This window comes from Niallia sp. FSL W8-1348 (genome assembly GCF_038006745.1).
Taxonomy (GTDB): domain Bacteria; phylum Bacillota; class Bacilli; order Bacillales; family Cytobacillaceae; genus Niallia; species Niallia alba.
Genome location: NZ_JBBOVV010000001.1, coordinates 293,536 through 313,857, shown reverse-complemented (window position 1 = coordinate 313,857; position 20,322 = coordinate 293,536). Strand labels below are relative to the sequence as shown.

Here is a 20,322-nt window from a genome sequence, read left to right as displayed (position 1 = left end):
AAATAAAAGATGAATGTTAACCATATTGTCCAAAGTTTATTTCAAGAAAATCTTACAAGCAATAAAGCTCTTGAATTACGAGACGGACAACTAGTATATGGGAAATTAACTAAACTATTTCCTCATCAAATGGCAGAGGTGCAAATAGGTTCGCAAAAAATGCTAGCAAACCTAACTATACCATTAACTGTGGATCAAAGTCATTGGTTCCAAGTTTCTGTAACAGATGATAAACCAGTATTAAAAGTGCTCCCCCAATCACAAGAAGTACTAGCTGAAAAAGGTGATATTAGGGGATTATTTCATCAGCTGCATCTTCCTGATACGAAAGAAAATAAACTGTTAACTAGTTATCTACTATCTCATAATCTGCCTATTACAAAAGAATCAATGAAAGCATTAAGTGAATGGCTGCCACATTCGATTGGGAAGCAAGAGCTTTCTGTAATTGGCCTTATGATTGAAAGAGAGCTTCCATTAACGAAAGAAGTTTTTTCGAGTATTTCATCCTTGCAAACGGGCAAAGGAGTTAGTGTACTGATAGAGGAACTGCAATATCAGCTTTCTACCAACAACGTCAAAGAACCAACCTTATCTAATTTGCTTGCTAGTTTAAGGGAAGGGGGAAAAATTGCTCAAGATAATATTGTTGCTTCACTTAAAGAGATTTTTCATAAAATAGGCTATTCGTTTGAAGCCGAATTGTTAAAACAGGTACAGATAGAGGAGCGATCATCTCAGGAAATGTTAAAGCCGATGCTGTTAGAGTTAATGGGGAAAGACGTTCCAGCTGTTGTGAAAGAGACAGCAGGACAATTGATTGATAAAGTAACAGGTTATCAGCTAATATCTCAGCAGACAGGTCCAATTATGCAAATGATAACTGAAATTCCGCTTCGGTTTTTTAATCAACAAGTGGATGTTACGATGCAGTATACTGGGAGAAAAAAAGCGGATGGGAAAGTGGACAGTAGTTATTGTCGAATTCTATTTTACTTGGAACTTGCTCATTTAGAGGATACAGTTATTGATATAAACATTCAAAATCGTATCATGAATATGAGTGTCTTAAATGATCGAGCACTAGAACTAATGCCTTTGATTAAGAAGGCGGAAGAACCTTTAAAGGAAAAGCTTAGGGAATTAGATTATATGTTAATGTCAGTTCATGTGAAAGCTTTGACAAAAGAGGATAAGCCGCTATGGAGCTCCCCACAATCAATCAGTGCGAGTACCTACAAAGGGGTTGATATTAAAATATGACTAAACCAAATCCTTTGAAGAGAAAAGAAGCGATTGCGTTAACATATGAGCAGCATAAACATTCTGCTCCTGCTGTTATTGCAAAAGGGAAAGGGCTTGTGGCAGAACAAATTCTTGAGCGCGCCCGAAAAGAAAATATCCCGATTCAAGAAGATCCTTCTCTAGTCGAACTTTTAAGTAAATTAAATATTAATGAACAAATCCCTGAAGATTTATATATGGCAGTAGCTGAGGTTTTTGCGTTTATTTATTCTTTAGAGAAGGAAACGACTAAAAAAGATGAGGAAAAATAGTGGAAATAAAGAAAAAATATTTTTAAATGTAAAATATTTAAAGATAAAAGCCTTTTTTATAGACAAAGAAAGGTTTTTTCATTTAAAATGAAAGCGTGACCATATTTTTGTTTTTTCTAAAAACATAAACAAATCGTAAATCGCTTCAAAAAGCCTATTAATACAGTGATAACGATTTTAATGTCAAAGGAGAAAACAAAAAAAGAAAGAAATAAATTTCGTTCTTTCGTTATAAAATGTAATAATGCAGTTGTCTCCAATTTTACACAAAAAGGGAAATTAAAGGGGTGTGGAAGCTTGAATATTCATGAATATCAGGGGAAAGAAATTTTAGAATTAAACGGCGTCTCAGTACCAAAAGGAAAAGTAGCTTTTACAGTAGAAGAGGCAGTACGAGCTGCAGAAACATTAACCAGTGACGTATGGGTAGTAAAAGCCCAAATTCATGCAGGTGGTCGTGGAAAAGCTGGCGGAGTAAAGGTTGCTAAAAGTTTGGAAGAAGTAGAGACTTATGCATCCGAAATTTTAGGCAGCACATTGGTTACACATCAAACTGGTCCAGAAGGAAAAGTAGTAAAACGATTATTAATTGAAGAAGGTTGCCGAATCAAAAAGGAATATTACATAGGATTTGTCGTTGACCGTGCAACATCTCGAATTGTACTAATGGCTTCTGAAGAGGGCGGTACAGAAATTGAGGAGATTGCAGAGAAGTATCCAGAGAAAATTGTGAAAGAAGTCATTGATCCAGTGACTGGCTTAACTCCGTTCCAAGCACGACGAGTTGCGTTTGCGATTAATATTCCAAGTAAGCAAGTAAATAAAGCAGTTGCATTTATGACTGGCTTATATAAAGTGTTTGTAGACAAAGACTGCTCAATTGCGGAAATTAATCCACTGGTGCTAACAGAGGATGGAAACATTATAGCGCTAGATGCGAAGCTGAATTTTGATGCAAATGCCTTGTATAGACATAAAGATATTGTTGCATACAGAGATTTAGATGAAGAAAACGAAAAGGAATTAGAAGCTTCTAAATATGATTTAAGTTATATTGCTTTAAATGGAAATATTGGCTGTATGGTAAACGGGGCTGGACTTGCTATGGCAACCATGGACATTGTAAAGCATTATGGCGGCGAGCCCGCGAACTTCTTAGATGTTGGGGGCGGTGCTACAGCTGAAAAAGTAACAGAAGCATTTAAAATCATTCTTTCTGATTCAAAAGTGAAAGGTATTTTTGTCAATATTTTTGGCGGTATCATGAAATGTGATGTTATCGCAACAGGGATTGTGGAGGCAGCAAAGCAAGTTAGTCTTCATGTACCTCTAGTTGTCCGCCTAGAAGGAACAAATGTTGAACTTGGCAAAAAGATTCTTCGTGAATCAGGAGTAGATATTGTAGCAGCGGAATCAATGGCTGATGGTGCTGAGAAAATTGTAACCTTAGTAGAACAAGGAGGGAACGAATAATGAGTGTTTTTATTAATAAAGATACAAAAGTCCTTGTCCAAGGGATCACAGGTGCAACAGCACTTTTTCATACAAAACAAATGCTGGAGTATGGTACAAAGATTGTCGGCGGTGTAACGCCCGGCAAAGGCGGTACTACTGTAGAAGGTGTACCAGTATTTAATACTGTAAAGGATGCAGTAGATGTAACAGAGGCAAATGCATCTGTTATTTATGTACCTGCACCATTTGCTGCAGATGCCATTTTGGAAGCAGTTGACGCAGAACTTGATTTGGTAATCTGTATTACAGAGCATATCCCAGTTCTTGATATGGTGAAAGTAAAACGTTATATGGAAGGGAAAAAGACTAGATTAATAGGCCCGAACTGTCCAGGTGTTATTACGCCAGAAGAATGTAAGATTGGAATCATGCCAGGATATATCCATAAGAAAGGCCATGTAGGGGTTGTCTCTCGTTCAGGTACCCTAACATATGAGGCTGTTCATCAGCTTTCCCAGGCTGGAATTGGCCAATCTACAGCTGTTGGAATTGGCGGAGATCCAGTAAATGGAACAGATTTTATTGATACGTTAAAAGCGTTTAATGAAGATGAAGATACGTATGCAGTAATTATGATTGGAGAAATTGGTGGTACTGCAGAGGAAGAAGCGGCACGATGGGTTAAGGAAAATATGACAAAACCTGTAGTAGGATTTATCGGTGGACGTACTGCTCCTCCAGGCAAGCGCATGGGTCATGCAGGTGCGATTATCTCAGGTGGAAAAGGAACAGCAGATGAAAAAATTAATGTTCTAACTGAATGTGGCATTAAAGTAGCTCCAACACCTTCTGACATGGGAGCCACCCTAATTGAAGTATTAAAAGAGCAGTCATTATATGAAAAATGTAAAACGCATGAAGTAGTAACAAAATAAAAGAGAAACAAATCTAGCCTTGTTTTTACAAAATAAGGCTAGGTTTTTTCGTGATTTTTCAAGGGGATAGCGTAAGGAATAGGCAATCTACAGATTTACAAATGGATAGAGCGCATGAATACTAGGCATTTTTGAAAAAACTATTTATAATGAAGGAAGATAATTCCTTATTTAACATGTGTTTTTTCACCTTCCTTTCTGTATTTTAAGCTGAATTTTTGTGGAAAAGTAGATAAGCGAAAGGAAGAAAAGATGGAAATAGCAAATGAATCATTAATTAAATTGCACCATTGTCGAGGAATCAGTTGGAAAATGATTGATAGTCTTCTAAAAGTAGATCCTACTCTTCAGTTGGATAATATCCCTTCCTTTATATCAACCTCATTATCTCCTACTATGCAGAGGGAAATCGTTGAAACTATCCGTTCTAACCATGTGGAAGAGCAATTGAATCAGTATCGATACAATCACATCCACGTAATCACTTTTTTTGATCCATTATACCCTCCATTTCTAAAAGAGATATATCAGCCCCCTTGGGTCCTTTATGCGAAAGGAGATCTTTCTTTGCTTCAATCGAAAAAAAAACTTGCAATTGTTGGTTCGCGTATGGCTACTCTGTATAGTACCAAAGTGATTCAAAAGCTTATGAAAGAATTAGTAGCGGAAGAAATCGTGATTGTAAGTGGTCTTGCGCATGGAGTAGATTCGATTGCCCATAAGCTTGCTATCGAAAATGGCGGTAAAACGATCGGCGTTATTGCTGGAGGAATTTTTCATATCTATCCGAAAGAAAATAGGGAGTTAGCAGGAGAAATGATGAAACATCATCTAGTATTATCTGAATATCCCCCGTTAACAAAACCTCAAAAGTGGCAATTTCCGATGAGAAATCGAATTATTAGTGGGTTAAGCAATGGAACATTGATCGTAGAGGCCAAGAAAAAAAGCGGCTCCTTAATCACTGCGAACTTCGCCGTAAACGAAGGAAGGGATGTATTCGCTGTGCCAGGCAATATATTTAGCTCCTATTCAGATGGTCCCAATGAATTAATCCAACAAGGCGCAAAGCCAGTACTTGAAGCAAAGGATATACTCGAAGAATGGAAGCATTTAATGTGAGTAAGAAAAAAAGTAAAAAGTACCGTATTTCTTATATACCAACAGTTTTCATAACAAATTTGTCAAGATAAAATAATTATTTTTACAGATTCCCAATTTAAATTAGTTTTCAATATAAAAGGAAAGTGTTACGCTATAAGCATAAAATTATATAGGGAATTATCTTTTTATTGAGAGTTTAATGCTTTTTTATTGTTGTGTTCGTAAACTTTCCATAAATTTGGATTTTTTTCATGAAACTTCAAAAAAGTGTTGCTATTTTTAGCAATTTGTTATACATTTTGCAACGTATAGATATTTAAACTGATAAAATTACGTAAATAAAGAGAGTGAAAACGTTTGCTAGTTATCGGAATGTTTGACAAATCAAAACATAGTATACAATAATAGTGAATATTTAAATCCCTCTTAAGGAGGACAGTGGATGTCAGATTTTTTAGTAATCGTTGAGTCACCAGCGAAAGCAAAGACAATAGAACGATATTTAGGAAAAAAATATAAAGTGAGAGCATCGATGGGGCATATTAGGGATTTACCTAAGAGTCAGATGGGTGTTGATATAGAAAAAGACTTCGAACCGAAGTACATAACAATCCGTGGAAAAGGTCCCGTTTTAAAGGAACTTAAAACAGCTGCGAAAAAAGCGAAAAAAATCTACTTAGCGGCTGACCCGGATCGCGAAGGGGAAGCAATTGCATGGCATTTGGCAAATAGTTTGAATGTTGATATCGAGTCAGATTGTCGAGTAGTATTCAATGAGATAACGAAAGATGCCATTAAAGAGTCATTCAAGCATCCTCGAGCGATTAATATGGACCTAGTAGATTCTCAGCAAGCTAGAAGGATTTTAGACCGATTAGTGGGTTATAATATAAGCCCTTTATTATGGAAAAAAGTAAAAAAAGGACTTAGCGCCGGAAGAGTACAGTCTGTTGCTGTTCGTCTTATAATTGAAAGAGAACAAGAAATTAAAGAGTTTATACCAGAGGAATACTGGTCTATTGAAGGAAGTTTTATTAAAGGTAAAAATAATTTTGAAGCATCCTTTTATGGTATGAATGGCGAAAAAATCGAGCTTCATTCAGAAAATGATGTTAAGAAAATAACAAGCCAACTAAAAGGGAATAAATTTACTGTCGATAAAGTAACGAAGAAAGAGCGGAAGAGAAATCCTGCCGTTCCGTTTACAACTTCTTCCCTACAACAAGAAGCGGCCCGTAAATTAAATTTCCGTGCGAAGAAAACAATGATGCTAGCGCAACAATTATATGAAGGAATTGATCTTGGTAAAGAAGGAACGGTCGGTTTGATTACCTACATGAGAACAGACTCAACAAGAATTTCAGAAGTTGCGCAAACCGAAGCATTTGACTATATAACCAGTCATTATGGGAAAGAGTATACGAAAGAAGATAAGAAAAAAGAGAAAAAGAATCCAAAAGTTCAAGATGCCCATGAGGCAGTACGTCCAACTAGCATTATTCGCGAACCAAATAAGATGAAGGAATACTTATCTCGAGACCAATTTAGATTATATAAGCTAATTTGGGAAAGATTTATTGCTAGTCAAATGGCGCCAGCTGTAATGGATACGATGAGTGTTGATTTATCCAATGGTAACGTTGTTTTCCGTGCTAATGGCTCAAAAATTAAATTCCCTGGCTTTATGAAAGTATATGTTGAAGGCACAGATGATAATGTTGATGAAAAAGATCGCCAGCTTCCTGATTTAAAGGAAGGGGATACGGTATTAAATAAAGATATTGATACAAAGCAGCATTTTACACAGCCGCCTCCACGTTATACGGAAGCGAGATTAGTTAGAACGCTAGAAGAGTTAGGGATAGGAAGACCGTCTACCTTTGCTCCAACTCTTGATACCATTCAAAAAAGAGGCTATGTTGCTCTTGATAACAAACGTTTTGTCCCTACAGAATTAGGTGAAATTGTTTTAGAGTTAATTTTAGAATTTTTCCCTGAAATATTAAATATTGAGTTCACTGCAAATATGGAACAAGATTTAGATAATATTGAGGCAGGGGAGGTCAATTGGGTAAAGGTTATCGATGACTTTTATAAAACGTTTGAGAAAAGGCTGGAAGTAGCAGAACAAGAAATGCAGACAATCGAAATTAAAGATGAACCAGCTGGAGAAGATTGCGAAGAGTGTGGTCATCCAATGGTTTTTAAAATGGGTCGATATGGTAAATTTATGGCGTGCAGTAATTTCCCAGATTGCAGAAACACGAAAGCTATTGTGAAGGATATTGGTGTGAAATGTCCGAAGTGCCACGAAGGAAATATTATTGAAAGAAAAAGTAAAAAAAGAAGAATTTTTTATGGATGTGACCGATTCCCAGAATGTGATTTCATTTCGTGGGATAAGCCACTACAAAGACCATGTCCTAAGTGTGAGAGCATGCTAGTAGAGAAGAAATTGAAAAAAGGTGTTCAAGTTCAGTGTGTAAACTGCGATTATAAAGAAGAACCACAAAGCTAACAGGTATATCTTTATAAAGAGTAACATGAATAGGATAAAAATAGATTTTGAGGGTGAGCGTTATGCTCACTCTCTTGTCACGTTACTACCAAAGTTTATCCCAACTCTTAACGGGCAGTAGACTCCCTAAAAGCTTATGGAAATACGAGGAAGATAGGAGATCAACTGTCTGTAAAGGTCCGATTGGTTCAACTATCCATCAGTGAGGGATGAAAGAAAACCCACTGATGGAAGTTCACTTTATCACTCATTATATCAACTAAATATTATATATCACTAGTGTTGCGTTAATTTAATTTAACTATTAAAAATACTTGAAATGTTCAATTTTATCATTTTATGCAAAGAAAAAGTCCTTTATAATGGATAAGTTAGGTGGTAACCCGTCCAAATCCACTAAAAAGGACTATCGCATGGACAAGATTACACGAAAAACTTCATTTGGACAATGGTTTTCACCAATAAATCTTCAATTATTTGAAGAAAACGTGAAAACGTTGAAATTAGATTTCTATACGAAAAAACTAACGACAGAGTCATTTCTAAAATTATTACTTTTTGCGCAGCTAGAAGAAGTCGAAAGTCTGCATGCGCTGAGCGATTGTCTTTTCGATGATCAACTGCAAAAGGGCATTGATCTTGATTCTATCAGTATTTCCCAACTCTCACGCCGTTTAAATGGCATGAATCCAGACTTATTCCAAAAGCTTTTCCTTGATTTAGTTTCACAAATTCATGCCAAAACGCACAACACGAAACTTGTGATGCCATTAAAAATCATTGATTCAAGCACATTGCCTCTCAATTTGACTAATCATAAATGGGCAAAATTCCGCAAAACAAAAGCGGGTGTTAAATTGCACTTACGCCTTGTGTTTATGGAAAAAGGTATATCCTATCCCGAAAAGGCCATTATGACAACGGCCAAAGAACATGACCGCGGTCAGCTTGAAGTAATGGTTGATGACAAGGAATGTATGTATGTGTTTGACCGTGGTTACTTAGACTACGAACGCTTTGATCGGATGACAGATGACGGCTACTTTTTCCTTTCTAGGCTGCGAAAAAACGCAGTCATACGGGAGGTTTACGATTTTAAACTACCCGAGAATACATCTGTTTTGTCGGATCAAATGGTGTTGATTGGTACGACGCAAAACCGTGCCGAAAATTACTTTCGTCTTCTAAAAGTGATTGATTCAAAAGGAAATGAGCTTCATTTAATCACAAATCGTTTTGATTTAAGTGCTGAAGAAATCTCAAAGATGTATAAATCACGCTGGGCGATTGAGTTATTTTTCAAATGGATTAAACAACATCTCCATATCAAAAAGTTTTACGGCCAAAGCGAATGGGCAATTCAGAATCAAGTGTTTATCGCACTTATTGTTTTTTGCCTGCATGTTCTCGCACAAATCGAGACAAAAAGTAAACGAAAAACCCTACAAATTAGCCGATATTTACGGGCAGCTTTGTGGAAACCAGCACATATTTGGCTTCGAAAGATTGAAGGAAAAACCATTCCTTAATAAACAAATTGTCGTCGTCTCTTAAGTCTAATTGTAAAAAAATTTCCAAATGGATGGATCCACCTTTAGTTGGGTATTTACTTTTTTGGCTCTTAACAGGGGACATATTTAAACTGAATATTCTAACAACATTTATGCAACACTAGTGATTATATATAATGGAAGTAAAAGTTTTTCCAACAGGAAAAAAGAATTAGTTGGAAAAATGGAGCAGCCGGAATACACGAAGACGCCACGGGGATTAGTGAGACAGTGTGAGTGTGAGACCCCGGAGGCTGAAGTGAGGAGGCTTAAGCTTAGCCCAACGGAAAGTGAAGTGTATTGCTGCGGGTAATCGCAACAAACTTTACGAAAACAGCCTTCGAAAAAATAATTAAATCTCTTGTAGTAGAAACTTTTCATTCTTTCACTCGTATAGTAAAATGCTATGAGTGAACATCATACATACTTTGTGGAAAGAAATACGATTGACAATAGTTTGCATTTTTGTTTAAGATTTCATTTTGTAATCACAGTTATTTGTCCTCTTTAGAATGTATGACAATTAAATAGGATTAGTAATAAGAGCAAGAGGGAAAAAGAAGAAATAACAGGAAAGGAAAGAATTGTCACGAACAATTCGGAACTTTGTGAAAAATATGTAAATTTATTGATTGTAGATAAAAAGTATGATAATATGATGTAGCCGTTGTGAGGTGGGGTTATGAAACAGGAATTAAACAATCATGTTCAAGCATTTATTACTTATTTGCAGATTGAAAAAAATTACTCACCATATACAATAGAATTTTATACGCAAGATATTAATCAATTCTTTCACTTTATGAAAGATCAAGTAATAGACAAGTTAGAAGACGTAAGTCCATCTGATGTAAGAATATACTTAACAGAACTTTTTTCAGAGCAATTGGCGAGAAAAACAATTGCGCGAAAAATATCTAGTTTGAGAAGTTTTTATCGTTTTTTGCTTAGGGAAAAAGTAGTAGAGAACAATCCGTTTTCTGCTGTATCGATCCCGAAGCTAGAAAAGAGATTACCTGATTTTTTCTACGAGGAAGAATTGCAGCAACTCTTTTTATCATGTGACACAAATACACCCCTTGGTTTAAGAAATAAAGCATTGCTTGAATTATTGTATGCCACTGGCATTCGTGTTGGGGAATGTACAAAAATTCAATTAAGTGATATTGATTTTAGTGTTTCTACCGTATTAGTTAGGGGAAAGGGTCAAAAGGAAAGGTATGTTCCATTTGGCAGTTTTGCACATAATGCTCTTGAAGCGTACATAAAAGCAGGTAGGAATAAGTTGATGAAGAATGCTTCGACTCATTCTTATTTGTTTGTTAATTATCGCGGAGGAATTTTAACAGATAACGGAGTTCGTGATATCTTAAATAAAATGATGAATACTTCATCCTCACAAGGAAAAATTCATCCCCATAAATTAAGACATTCCTTTGCAACTCATTTGTTGGCAAATGGTGCAGATATGAGAACGGTACAAGAATTATTAGGTCATGCATTTTTAACATCAACGCAAATATATACTCATGTTACAAACGAGTATTTAAAAAAGACGTATATGTCTTATCACCCTAGGGCATAGTCAATTGGATAAGGAGGAAGTAACATGTCTGAAATGCCACAATTTCATGCAACAACTATTTTTGCGGTAAAACATAAAGGGAAGTCGGCAATGTCTGGTGATGGTCAAGTCACATTAGGGAATGCTGTAGTGATGAAACATACTGCCCGTAAGGTAAGAAAGCTTTTTAACGGGAAAGTAATTGCAGGATTTGCGGGATCAGTTGCGGATGCCTTTACTCTTTTTGAATTGTTTGAAGGGAAATTAGATGAGTATAACGGGAACTTACAACGTGCATCAGTAGAGCTTGCGAAGCTTTGGCGCAGTGATAAAGTTCTTAGAAAGCTTGAAGCAATGTTGATTGTGATGAATGAAACAGACCTTTTATTAGTATCTGGAACAGGCGAAGTAATTGAACCAGATGATGGTATACTTGCAATCGGATCTGGCGGTAACTATGCTTTGGCTGCTGGTAGAGCGTTGAAAACTTATTCTGGAGATAATCTTTCTGCATACGACATTGCGAAAGCGGCTCTAGAGATTGCTGGTGAAATTTGTGTTTATACAAATAATAATATCATCGTGGAAGAATTATAGGGGAGGATTTTTATTATGCAAAAAAGTGCTAGTTTAACACCTCGTCAAATTGTAGAGCGACTTGATCAATATATTGTAGGACAAAAGGATGCAAAAAAAGCTGTGGCTGTCGCTTTAAGAAACCATTTTCGCAGAGGCTTGCTAGATGAAAAGCTAAGAGATGAAATTAGTCCGAAAAACATTTTGATGATTGGTCCTACTGGTGTCGGGAAAACAGAGATTGCAAGAAGAATTGCAAAAATTGTCAATGCCCCATTTGTTAAGGTAGAAGCTACAAAATTTACAGAGGTAGGGTATGTTGGTCGCGATGTGGAATCAATGGTCCGAGATCTTGTAGAAACATCTGTTCGCTTGGTAAAAGAAGAAAAGATGTTTCAAGTAAAAGAAAGAGCGGAAATTGCAGCAAATAATCGTCTTGTTGAATTGTTAGTTCCTACTACTGCAAAGAAAACATCCAACTACAAAAATCCTCTGGAAATGCTTTTTGGCGGCGGAGCTGTGGACACAGATGAGGAAGAGTCTACAGTAGAAGAAACTAGTAAGTCTGAAAAAAGAAAAATAGTAAAAGAAAAGCTTGCCCTCGGGGAACTAGAAGAGGAAGTAGTTTCTGTAGAAATGGAAGAGCAACAGCCTTCTATGTTTGACATGCTCCAAGGTTCTGGTATGGAACAAATGGGAATGAATATGCAGGATGCTTTAAGTAGTTTTATGCCGAAAAAAAAGAAAAAACGAAAATTAACAGTTAGGGAAGCTCGAGTTGTTTTAACGAACGAGGAAGCGCAAAAACTAATTGATATGGATGAGGTTACACAAGAAGCGGTTGTTCGCGCAGAACAAATGGGTATGATATTTATCGATGAAATTGATAAAATTGCCAGCAAGTCAAATGGCAGCTCTTCTGCGGATGTTTCACGAGAAGGAGTTCAACGAGATATTTTACCTGTAGTGGAAGGTTCAACAGTTGTTACAAAATATGGATCTGTTAAAACTGATCATGTATTGTTTATTGCTGCTGGAGCATTCCATATGTCAAAGCCATCTGATTTAATTCCAGAACTGCAAGGTAGATTTCCAATTCGCGTGGAACTTACGAAATTAACAGTGGATGATTTTTATCGAATTCTTGTAGAACCAGATAATGCATTGATTAAGCAATATCAAGCGCTATTGCAAACAGAAGGTATAGAAATTGAATTTTCTGACGAAGCTATTCGTAAGATAGCTGAAGTGGCTTTTGAAGTAAATCAAAATACAGATAATATCGGTGCAAGAAGACTTCATACTATTCTGGAAAAATTACTGGAAGATTTGTCTTTCGAAGCACCAGAAATAACAATGGAAAAGATAACAATTACTCCAGCATATGTGGAGGAGAAGTTAGGAGCCATCTCAAGAAATAAAGACTTAAGTCAATTTATACTATAATTTAGTTCAATCAGAATTTTAACTCCTGAAATGGTAAAGGTATAAGTAGACATAGATTATTTCTAGTATTGGTTTTAGTTAACAGGAGGAATAAAAATGGATTTATTAACAAAAACAAGAAAAATAAATGCGATGTTACAAAGAGCTGCTGGTAAACCAGTTAACTTCAAGGAAATGTCAGAAACACTAAGTGATGTTATTGAAGCAAATATTTTCGTTGTAAGCAGAAGAGGGAAATTATTAGGATTTGCTGTTAATCAGCAAATAGAAAATGATCGTATGAAAAAGATGCTTGAAGATCGCCAATTCCCTGAGGAATATACAAACAGCTTGTTCAACATTCAAACAACTTCTAGTAACTTGGAAATTGAAAGTGAGTATACTGCTTTCCCAGTTGAAAATAAAGAATTATTTGCAAAAGGTCTTACAACAATCGTTCCTATTATCGGTGGTGGCGAAAGACTTGGAACACTTATTCTTGCAAGATTACAAGAGCAATTCCATGATGATGATTTAATTCTTGCTGAATATGGAGCTACAGTTGTTGGAATGGAAATTCTTCGTGAAAAAGCAGAAGAAATCGAAGAAGAAGCAAGAAGCAAAGCAGTTGTACAAATGGCAATTAGCTCTCTTTCTTATAGTGAATTAGAAGCAATTGAACATATTTTTGAAGAGTTAAATGGAAGTGAAGGCTTGTTAGTAGCTTCTAAAATAGCGGACCGTGTTGGTATAACAAGATCTGTTATTGTTAATGCATTACGTAAACTAGAAAGTGCTGGTGTGATTGAGTCTCGTTCTTTAGGGATGAAAGGTACGTATATCAAAGTCCTTAATGACAAATTTTTATTAGAGCTTGAAAAACTAAAAACAAATAAATAATGGGACATAAGTATTTTTAGCCAAATAACTCCGAACGATTATATGAACATGCTAAGAAAAGTTCATACAATTGTTTGGGGTTTTATTCATTTTAAGAAAGAAGGTTTGTGGTGATCACCCGCAGCCTGAATACACGTAGACTCCTATGGGAGCTGCGAGAAAGTCCAAGACCCGCAGGAATGAGGAGGCTTGGCGCTCGTCCCACGGAAAGCGAACCCCTGGAGCGGAAAGCAACATCTCTATTCAAAGGGATCAATAAATATACTATATACAAACTTTTATTTTTAGAATTCAGGAGTTTGTATATAGTCTGACTTTTCCAGCAATGGAAAAGTTTTTTTGTTATAAAAAGAAATGGACAAAATATGTACATTTCATTCGACAAAAACTGCGTATTTACCATTTATTTTTCATTTACATTACAGAGATTAAAAAAGGTATATTAGTTCACATAACCAATAAATATTTCATAAATTAGTAAGTAATAACCATGTAAATAGTAGCAAGTTTTGGCGCGAAATTATTGTTTTTACCCAATATTAAGATGGTTTAAACCGAATGTTAACTAAAATAGGTAAAAAGGATTATTAAAATTTTCCTCTTTTCCATGGACATATTATTACAAATTAATTAAAATTAAACCTATCATGTAAAAAAAACGTCATTAAAAAACAAAATTCAACAAATTTCCCAAATATGATTTCTTGAGGTGTGGCAAGTGAAACTTTTCTCTAATACAATTACTACCTTAGAAAATGCAATAAATTATTCGAATCAGAAACAAAAGGTTATCGCCCAAAATATTGCAAATGTCGACACGCCGAATTATAAAGCGAAAACTGTAACTTTCAAAGATTCGTTATCTTCTGCGATGAATGCAAATGTAACAAATAATAAACATATTCCTTTTTCAGCTACTAACAATGCTTCGACAGCAGTTGTTACAAAAAATGGAGTGACATACAATAACAGCGGAAATAGTGTGGATATGGAAAAGGAAATGACGGATCTAGCAACAAACCAAATATATTACAATGCATTAATTGATCGGATTAGCGGAAAATTTAGTTCGCTAGAAAATGTAATAAGAGGAGGTAAGTAAGAATGACTATTTTTAATAGTATCAATACTACGGCCTCTGCTTTAACTGCTCAAAGGCTAAGAATGGATGTCATTTCATCTAATATGGCAAACGTTGATACAACGAGAGGAAGACTAGTAAATGGTGAATGGGAGCCTTACAAAAGAAAACAAGTTGTTTTTCAAGAACAAGAAGGTTCGTTTGCTTCTCATTTAAATACTGCACGAGGGAATACATCGAACCAAGCAGGAGGCGTGAAGGTTTCGAGGATTGTAGAAGACGAAACACCTTTCGAAATGGTTTATGACCCGGAAAATCCAGAGGCGGATGAAACAGGATATGTGCGTATGCCGAATGTAGATCCATTACGTGAGATGGTAGATTTGATGAGTGCTTCAAGATCTTATGAAGCCAATGTCACAGTATTAAATGCTTCAAAAAGTATGTTAATGAAAACATTAGAAATCGGAAAATAAAGCAAAAAGGAGCAATCTAAATGGAACCATTAAGTTTTTCTGCAGTTTCTTCTGCATTGCCATTATCAAATACGACAGCTAATAGTAAAGCGACATCTGTTGCAAATACACAAAATAGCTTTGCCTCATTTTTAAAAGAATCGATTAACAATGTTAATCAAGCGCAAAATGAATCAGATGTGCTAACAAATAAGTTAGCAAGAGGAGAGAATGTCGATTTATCTCAAGTGATGATTGCCTCTCAAAAAGCAAGTATTACGATGCAAACTACTTTAGAAATTCGCAATAAAGCAGTAGAAGCTTATCAAGAAATAATGAGAATGTCCGTTTAACATAAAGACAGTTTTCAAAAATTTTTGCTTGTTTACGAGTAGGAATTTATTTACTTCTCCGTGAATGCAAGTGTCCATGCAATCACGCGCTTGATTTAAAAACAAGTAATAGTAACGATAGGCGGTTTTTACCTAACAAATTACGGTAGCCGGGGGAAGAGAATGAAAGAGAATCTAAATAAAATATTTAATCCTTTAAAAGAGTATTGGCAAAGTCGTTCTAAAAAGCAAAAGACTGTGATAACAGGTAGCGGACTTTTGCTTATTCTGGTTGGAGTATTGGCAGCTTATTTTTTTACGAGAGTAACGCTTGTGCCGCTATATAGTAATTTAACTCCTTCTGAAACAGGAGCTATTAAAGAGAGTCTTGATAGTAGAGGTATAACTTCTGAAATTTCTGGTGGAGGCACTGTTATTAGTGTTCCAGAGGAAGTAGTCGATACATTAAAAGTAGAATTAGCAGCAGAAGGAATACCGAAGTCTGGTAGCATAGACTATTCCTTTTTCAGTGAAAATGCAAGTTTTGGAATGACAGATAATGAATTTAATGTTTTAAAATTAGATGCCCTACAGACAGAAATTGCTAACTTAATAAAAGGCATTGATGGGATTAATAACGCTGATGTTGTTATCACTTTGCCTGAAGAAAGTGTTTTTGTTTCTGATCAAGGTGGAGAAGCTACAGCTTCCATTGTATTAAATACAAAGCCTGGCTATAACTTCTCAGAAAATCAAATAAAAGGGTTATATACACTCGTGTCCAAAAGTGTACCAAACCTTCCTACAGATAATATCGTCATAACGAATCAAAACTTTGAGTATTTTGACTTAAATTCTTCAAATAATTCTGCGACAGATACTTTTACTGCGCAAAACAATGTTAAAAAACAAATTGAACGTGATATTCAAAGGCAAGTACAAACAATGCTAGGAACGTTAATGGGGCAAGATAAAGTCGTTGTATCTGTAACTGCTGATATAGACTTTACCCAAGAAAACAGAGAAGAAAACCTAGTTACGCCAGTAGATGAAGAAAATATGGCGGGAATTGAAATAAGTGCACAAAATATCACGGAAACATATACAGGTGAAAATGCTGCTGGTGGAGTTGTACAGGCGGAAGAAGGTACAGATACAACAACGTACAATTCAGAAACAGGGTCTGGGAATGGTGACTATGAAAAAGTAGAACAAACCGTTAATAGTGAAGTAAATCGTATTAAAAAGCAAATTGTTGAAAGTCCATATAAAATTCGTGATTTAGGTATCCAAGTAATGGTGGAGCCACCTGATGCTAATGATACTACTTCCATACCGCAGGAAAGTATTGATGATATTTCCAATATACTTGGGACGATCGTTCGAACATCGATTGATAAAACATCAACAGGTGGAGAACTGACAGCTGAGGATATCCAAAGTAAGATTGCTGTGTCTGTTCAACCGTTTAATGGGAAAAAACAAGCAACAGAGATAGTTCAAACATCAATTCCTTGGTGGGTTTACGCTGTAGGTGGAAGTTTACTTGCGATTATTATTCTATTAATCTTCTTATTTATGAGAGCGAGAAAGAAAAAACAAGAAGAAGCAGAAGAAATTATCCAACCAGTTGTTCCTGTAGCTGATATCAATGAGGAACACCAAGAATCAGAAGGAACAATTAGAAGAAAGCAGCTTGAAAAAATGGCAAAAGAAAAACCAGAGGAATTTGCAAAATTACTTCGTACATGGATTACGGAAGATTAAGGAGTGTTGTTAAATGGCAAGAAAAGAATCAAATGAGTTATCTGGGAAACAGAAAGCGGCCATTCTCCTTATCTCGCTAGGTCCTGATGTTGCAGCTTCGGTTTATAAACATTTAAGTGAGGAAGAAATTGAACGATTATCACTAGAAATATCAGGAGTTAGAAAAGTGGAGAATACTTCTAAAGAAAACGTATTAGAAGAATTTCATAATATCGCACTTGCTCAAGATTATATTTCTCAAGGTGGGATTGGGTATGCAAAAACAGTATTAGAAAAGGCTCTAGGAGCAGAACAAGCATCGATTATTTTAAATAGATTGACTTCTTCTCTTCAAGTAAGACCTTTTGATTTTGCTAGAAAAGCAGATCCAAACCAGATATTAAATTTTATTCAAAATGAACATCCACAGACAATTGCCTTAATCTTGTCTTATTTAGATCCAACACAGGCTGGACAAATACTATCCGAACTGCCACAGGAAGTTCAAGCAGACATAGCAAGAAGAATAGCTGTAATGGATAGTACTTCTCCAGAAATTATAAATGAAGTCGAGCAAATTTTAGAAAGAAAACTATCAAGCACAGTTACGCAAGACTATACACAAACTGGTGGAATAGAAGCGGTTGTTGAAGTGCTTAATGGGGTCGATAGAGCAACAGAACGTACCATTTTAGACGCACTTGAAATACAAGATCCAGAATTAGCAGAAGAGATTAAGAAGAGAATGTTTGTCTTTGAAGATATTGTTACATTGGATAATAGAGCAATCCAGAGAATTATTCGTGATTGTGAAAATGAAGACCTTATGCTTGCTCTTAAAGTATCTGGAGATGAAGTTAAAGAAATTGTTTATAGCAATATGTCTACTAGAATGGCTGAGTCCTTTAAGGAAGAAATGGAATTTATGGGACCAGTTCGCTTGAAAGATGTAGAAGAAGCACAATCAAGAATTGTTGCGATTATCAGACGTCTTGAAGATGCGGGAGAAATTGTGGTAGCCCGTGGCGGAGGAGATGATATCATTGTCTAGGTTGATTAAGTCAAGATATTCGAAGCCGGATGATACGCAAGAGAAAGTTATTTCAATAAAATATATTGATACCTTTAATTCGGAAGTGGATCCTTCAAAGGAAGTTATGCAAGATGAGTACAACAAGATTATAGATACAGCTTACAAAGAAGCAGAAACAATTAAAAACCAAGCTGAGGCAGAAGCTGAACTTTTACAAGTTCAGCTTTCGGAAGAAAGACAAAATTGGGATATAGAAAAAACTAATTTAGTAGAAGAAGCGAAGAAAAGTGGTTTTCAAGCAGGTTATAAAGAAGGCCAAAGTAATGGGTACAAGGAGATGCAGAATTTTATTCAACAAGCGCAAGATATTGTAGTTGCTTCCAAGACTGATTATGCTAAGTATTTACAATCTGCTGAAAGCACTATTTTAGAGTTGGCTGTTGAAGTGGCAGAAAAAATTATCAATACCAAAATAAAAGAAGACGAACAAAATTTCATTCATCTCGTACAACAGGCTTTAAAAGAAGTCAGAAAACAAAAAGAAATACAGTTACATGTGAATCCGATCCATTACGAAATGGTCGTAGCGGAAAAAGAAGAATTATTGCAATTATTCCCGATTAAGCCGAACCTATTTATTTTTCCTGATGAAACAATAGAAGAGAATGGCTGTATCATTGAAACGGCAAATGGACGTTTAGATGCAAGTGTTGATACACAATTACTTATGATTAAAAATAAGTTACTTGAAATATTGGAGAGTGAGGAAGGTTGAAAGCACTAGAGTTGCTGAGCTCCATATCGTCCATTGATACCTATAAGCAATTTGGCCGTGTGAAAAAAGTTGTAGGATTAATGATAGAGTCGCAAGGACCAGAAAGCTCTATTGGGGATGTTTGTAATATTCATATTGGTACAAAGCATAAGCGAAGCATCAAGGCAGAAGTTGTAGGATTTAATGATGGAAATATTATTTTAATGCCGTATACAACAGTGCAAGATATTTCACCAGGCTGTTTAGTAGAAGCATCTTCTGAACCGTTGGAAATAAAGGTAGGACCAGGGTTAATTGGAACTGCTATCGATGCTTTAGGAATGCCTTTAGATGGTTCAGTCTTACCAAAAGGGTTAAAGTCTGTTCCGATTGACCAAGAACCTCCTAATCCGATGACAAGACCTCCAATTTCTCAATCTATGGAAGTAGGCGTAAGGCTAATTGATGGACTTTTAACTGTTGGGACAGGTCAAAGACTTGGGATATTTGCAGGTAGTGGTGTTGGGAAAAGTACATTACTAGGAATGATTGCAAGAAATACGAAAGCAGATTTAAATGTTATCGCATTAATTGGAGAACGCGGAAGAGAAGTGCGAGAATTTATTGAACGTGATTTAGGTCCTGAGGGGTTGAAGAGATCGATTGTTGTGGTCGCAACATCCGATCAGCCAGCTTTAATGAGAATCAAAGGAGCATACACCGCAACTGCAATTGCAGAATATTTTCGAGATAAAGGGTTAAACGTCATGTTAATGATGGATTCTGTAACCCGTGTAGCAATGGCACAGAGAGAAGTGGGACTAGCTATTGGCGAGCCGCCAACGACGAAAGGCTATACACCGTCAGTATTTGCTATCCTACCTAAACTTCTAGAAAGAACTGGTACAAATGAATTAGGAAGTATAACGGCCTTTTATACAGTGTTGGTTGATGGGGATGATATGAATGAACCAATTGCAGATACAGTACGCGGAATTTTAGATGGGCACTATGTCTTAGATCGGACCCTTGCAAATAAGGGGCAATACCCAGCTGTAAATGTTTTAAAAAGTGTCAGTCGTGTGATGAATCATATAGTACCCAAAGAACATGTAAAAGCAGCAGAGCGATTACGAGATCTATTGAGTACCTATATGAATTCGGAAGATTTAATTAACATAGGTGCATATAAAAAAGGTTCTTCTAAAGAGATTGATACGGCAATTAGGCTATATCCTAGTATTCTTTCCTATATAAAGCAGGCAACAGACGAAAAGGTTTCAATTGAGGAGAGCCTCCATTCCTTATTAACTTTAGTTGGAACAGAGGGATAAAAAG

Annotated in this window: 18 protein-coding genes; all 18 read left to right on the top strand. The window is 35.9% G+C overall.

Going from position 1 to position 20,322, the window contains the following annotated elements; all coding sequences use genetic code 11:
- Positions 1-9: 9 nt before the first annotated feature.
- The 18 genes from NST60_RS01670 (at position 10) to fliI (ending at position 20,318) form a co-directional block, all read left to right on the top strand.
- Entirely contained in the window at positions 10-1,263 is a 1,254-nt protein-coding gene (locus NST60_RS01670) for a hypothetical protein (RefSeq protein ID WP_212116801.1), read from the top strand.
- The gene (locus tag NST60_RS01665) at positions 1,260-1,556 is read left to right on the top strand and encodes an EscU/YscU/HrcU family type III secretion system export apparatus switch protein (RefSeq protein WP_016201107.1); all 297 of its coding nucleotides are present in this window, start codon (positions 1,260-1,262) and stop codon (positions 1,554-1,556) included. The genes NST60_RS01670 and NST60_RS01665 overlap by 4 nt, the downstream gene beginning before the upstream one ends.
- Positions 1,557-1,853: 297 nt before the next feature.
- A complete protein-coding gene (gene sucC / locus NST60_RS01660; protein ID WP_169189650.1) occupies positions 1,854-3,029 on the top strand; it encodes an ADP-forming succinate--CoA ligase subunit beta in 1,176 nt (391 codons plus the stop codon).
- On the top strand, positions 3,029-3,946 hold the full coding sequence (gene sucD, locus NST60_RS01655) for a succinate--CoA ligase subunit alpha (protein ID WP_169188372.1): 918 nt from the start codon (positions 3,029-3,031) through the stop codon (positions 3,944-3,946). The genes sucC and sucD overlap by 1 nt, the downstream gene beginning before the upstream one ends.
- Positions 3,947-4,198: 252 nt before the next feature.
- A complete protein-coding gene (gene dprA, locus NST60_RS01650; RefSeq protein WP_016201110.1) occupies positions 4,199-5,068 on the top strand; it encodes a DNA-processing protein DprA in 870 nt (289 codons plus the stop codon).
- 424 nt (positions 5,069-5,492) lie between these two features.
- The gene (gene topA / locus NST60_RS01645; protein WP_101730026.1) at positions 5,493-7,568 is read left to right on the top strand and encodes a type I DNA topoisomerase; all 2,076 of its coding nucleotides are present in this window, start codon (positions 5,493-5,495) and stop codon (positions 7,566-7,568) included.
- Between the two features lie 413 nt (positions 7,569-7,981).
- Positions 7,982-9,097, top strand: a complete 1,116-nt coding sequence (locus NST60_RS01640) for an IS4 family transposase (RefSeq protein ID WP_100525938.1) — start codon at positions 7,982-7,984, stop codon at positions 9,095-9,097.
- A 703-nt stretch (positions 9,098-9,800) separates the two neighbouring features.
- Complete coding sequence (gene xerC / locus NST60_RS01635; RefSeq protein WP_016201112.1) at positions 9,801-10,703, top strand: tyrosine recombinase XerC; 903 nt, start codon at positions 9,801-9,803, stop codon at positions 10,701-10,703.
- 33 nt (positions 10,704-10,736) lie between these two features.
- Positions 10,737-11,279: an ATP-dependent protease subunit HslV gene (gene hslV / locus NST60_RS01630; protein ID WP_016201113.1), complete on the top strand. Its 543-nt coding sequence runs from the start codon at positions 10,737-10,739 to the stop codon at positions 11,277-11,279.
- A 15-nt stretch (positions 11,280-11,294) separates the two neighbouring features.
- Complete coding sequence (gene hslU, locus NST60_RS01625) at positions 11,295-12,704, top strand: HslU--HslV peptidase ATPase subunit (RefSeq protein WP_341098033.1); 1,410 nt, start codon at positions 11,295-11,297, stop codon at positions 12,702-12,704.
- Between the two features lie 96 nt (positions 12,705-12,800).
- On the top strand, positions 12,801-13,583 hold the full coding sequence (codY, locus tag NST60_RS01620; RefSeq protein ID WP_047939996.1) for a GTP-sensing pleiotropic transcriptional regulator CodY: 783 nt from the start codon (positions 12,801-12,803) through the stop codon (positions 13,581-13,583).
- Between the two features lie 718 nt (positions 13,584-14,301).
- Positions 14,302-14,685: a flagellar basal body rod protein FlgB gene (flgB, locus tag NST60_RS01615; RefSeq protein WP_016201116.1), complete on the top strand. Its 384-nt coding sequence runs from the start codon at positions 14,302-14,304 to the stop codon at positions 14,683-14,685.
- Positions 14,686-14,687: 2 nt separating this feature from the next.
- On the top strand, positions 14,688-15,140 hold the full coding sequence (gene flgC, locus NST60_RS01610) for a flagellar basal body rod protein FlgC (protein ID WP_016201117.1): 453 nt from the start codon (positions 14,688-14,690) through the stop codon (positions 15,138-15,140).
- Between the two features lie 20 nt (positions 15,141-15,160).
- Positions 15,161-15,472, top strand: a complete 312-nt coding sequence (gene fliE / locus NST60_RS01605) for a flagellar hook-basal body complex protein FliE (protein ID WP_016201118.1) — start codon at positions 15,161-15,163, stop codon at positions 15,470-15,472.
- A gap of 162 nt (positions 15,473-15,634) precedes the next feature.
- The gene (gene fliF, locus NST60_RS01600) at positions 15,635-17,218 is read left to right on the top strand and encodes a flagellar basal-body MS-ring/collar protein FliF (RefSeq protein WP_341098031.1); all 1,584 of its coding nucleotides are present in this window, start codon (positions 15,635-15,637) and stop codon (positions 17,216-17,218) included.
- Between the two features lie 13 nt (positions 17,219-17,231).
- Positions 17,232-18,248: a flagellar motor switch protein FliG gene (gene fliG, locus NST60_RS01595; RefSeq protein WP_016201120.1), complete on the top strand. Its 1,017-nt coding sequence runs from the start codon at positions 17,232-17,234 to the stop codon at positions 18,246-18,248.
- Positions 18,241-19,005 (top strand): flagellar assembly protein FliH, encoded by a 765-nt coding sequence (gene fliH, locus NST60_RS01590; RefSeq protein ID WP_016201121.1) that lies wholly within the window; start codon positions 18,241-18,243, stop codon positions 19,003-19,005. Before fliG ends, fliH begins: the two co-directional genes overlap by 8 nt.
- The gene (gene fliI / locus NST60_RS01585; RefSeq protein ID WP_341098029.1) at positions 19,002-20,318 is read left to right on the top strand and encodes a flagellar protein export ATPase FliI; all 1,317 of its coding nucleotides are present in this window, start codon (positions 19,002-19,004) and stop codon (positions 20,316-20,318) included. The genes fliH and fliI overlap by 4 nt, the downstream gene beginning before the upstream one ends.
- Positions 20,319-20,322: the final 4 nt, after the last annotated feature.

Coding starts and splice junctions, on each gene's coding strand:
- NST60_RS01670 (WP_212116801.1), top strand. CDS start 10: ATGAATGTTAACCATATTGTCCAAAGTTTATTTCAAGAAAATCTTACA.
- NST60_RS01665 (WP_016201107.1), top strand. CDS start 1,260: ATGACTAAACCAAATCCTTTGAAGAGAAAAGAAGCGATTGCGTTAACA.
- sucD (WP_169188372.1), top strand. CDS start 3,029: ATGAGTGTTTTTATTAATAAAGATACAAAAGTCCTTGTCCAAGGGATC.
- dprA (WP_016201110.1), top strand. CDS start 4,199: ATGGAAATAGCAAATGAATCATTAATTAAATTGCACCATTGTCGAGGA.
- topA (WP_101730026.1), top strand. CDS start 5,493: ATGTCAGATTTTTTAGTAATCGTTGAGTCACCAGCGAAAGCAAAGACA.
- NST60_RS01640 (WP_100525938.1), top strand. CDS start 7,982: ATGGACAAGATTACACGAAAAACTTCATTTGGACAATGGTTTTCACCA.
- xerC (WP_016201112.1), top strand. CDS start 9,801: ATGAAACAGGAATTAAACAATCATGTTCAAGCATTTATTACTTATTTG.
- hslV (WP_016201113.1), top strand. CDS start 10,737: ATGCCACAATTTCATGCAACAACTATTTTTGCGGTAAAACATAAAGGG.
- hslU (WP_341098033.1), top strand. CDS start 11,295: ATGCAAAAAAGTGCTAGTTTAACACCTCGTCAAATTGTAGAGCGACTT.
- codY (WP_047939996.1), top strand. CDS start 12,801: ATGGATTTATTAACAAAAACAAGAAAAATAAATGCGATGTTACAAAGA.
- flgC (WP_016201117.1), top strand. CDS start 14,688: ATGACTATTTTTAATAGTATCAATACTACGGCCTCTGCTTTAACTGCT.
- fliE (WP_016201118.1), top strand. CDS start 15,161: ATGGAACCATTAAGTTTTTCTGCAGTTTCTTCTGCATTGCCATTATCA.
- fliF (WP_341098031.1), top strand. CDS start 15,635: ATGAAAGAGAATCTAAATAAAATATTTAATCCTTTAAAAGAGTATTGG.
- fliG (WP_016201120.1), top strand. CDS start 17,232: ATGGCAAGAAAAGAATCAAATGAGTTATCTGGGAAACAGAAAGCGGCC.